The 1,191-nt window shown below is 57.6% G+C and carries 1 protein-coding gene; it reads left to right on the forward strand.

From position 1 onward, the window contains the following. Positions 1–208 precede the first annotated feature (208 nt). The coding region (locus HYQ67_RS23780) for an IS110 family RNA-guided transposase (protein ID WP_202308649.1) at positions 209–1,191 on the forward strand (983 nt) is incomplete at its 3' end.

The following is a 1,191-nucleotide window of genomic DNA, read 5'->3' on the forward strand; positions in this document are numbered from 1 at the left end:
CGCTTATCCGACCTTGTATTATTCCCCCTGTTCAGAGTAAACCGGCCAGTTTATTCTGAACGCAGTCCGGACGTCGTATCCGACCTTAGGCTCTCAAGTCTGTGGTGTAGATTTTAACGCCGGACTGCGCTTCTCCACTTGTGGTAAAACCGAACAGTATCATGGACCGTTAAGCACGGTACCCCGCATTCACAAGGCTGGTAACACAATGGAAAATATCTCTTTTTTCATCGGCATCGACGTGTCCAAATCTAAACTCGATGTCACCATACTTCGCCCCGACGGTCGCTTTCGCGACAAGAAGTTCGACAACAGTGCCCGTGGCCATGAGGCGCTCGTGGCGTGGCTCCATCAGCATGAGGTCTCCTCTGCACACATCTGCATGGAGGCCACCAGTGTTTACGCCGAGGATGCCGCCCTGCATCTGACGTTCTCAGGGTATACCGTCTCAGTCATTAATCCTGCCCTTGCAAAAGCCTTTGCGCAGAGCGAGGGGATACGGGTAAAAACCGATGCGGTTGATGCCCGCCTGCTGGCCCGCTTCTGCCAGGAAAAGCGCCCGCCACAGTGGGAAATATCTGGCCCTATTGAGCGCAGGCTGCGCGCCCTGGTCCTGCGCCACCAGACGCTGACCGATATGCACTCCCAGGAGCTGAACCGCCGGGAAACCGCGCGTGACGTACAGCTGGAGAGCATAGAAGCCCATCTTGCCTGGCTGGAAGAGGAGCAGAAGCTCATCGAGAAAAAGATAAAAGACCTGACGGATAACGACCCGGATATGAAGAGCCGTAAGCGCCTGCTGGACAGCATTCCGGGGATAGGCCCTAAAACGTCAGCGGTCCTGCTGGCGTTCGTCGGGGAAAAGCTGCGGTTCGGCCAGGCGAGGCAGTTCGCGGCGTTCGCCGGTCTGACGCCCCGGCACCATGAGTCGGGCAGCAGCGTGCGACGAGCCTCGAGGATGAGTAAAGCCGGAAACGTGTCGCTGCGCCGTGCGCTGTACATGCCGGCGATGGTGGCGCTGTATAAAACGGACTGGGGAAAAGCGTTCAGGGCAAGGCTTGCAGAGAAGGGAAAAGCGCCGAAGCTGATAATCGGTGCGATGATGCGCAAGCTGGCGCAGGTGGCATACGGCGTCCTGAAGTCAGGACGCCCGTTCGATGCCACGCTTCATACGGGAAATGCTTGCATGGC

The sequence above is a fragment of the Dryocola clanedunensis subsp. sulfonylureivorans genome, from assembly GCF_016756775.1.
Taxonomy (GTDB): domain Bacteria; phylum Pseudomonadota; class Gammaproteobacteria; order Enterobacterales; family Enterobacteriaceae; genus Dryocola; species Dryocola clanedunensis.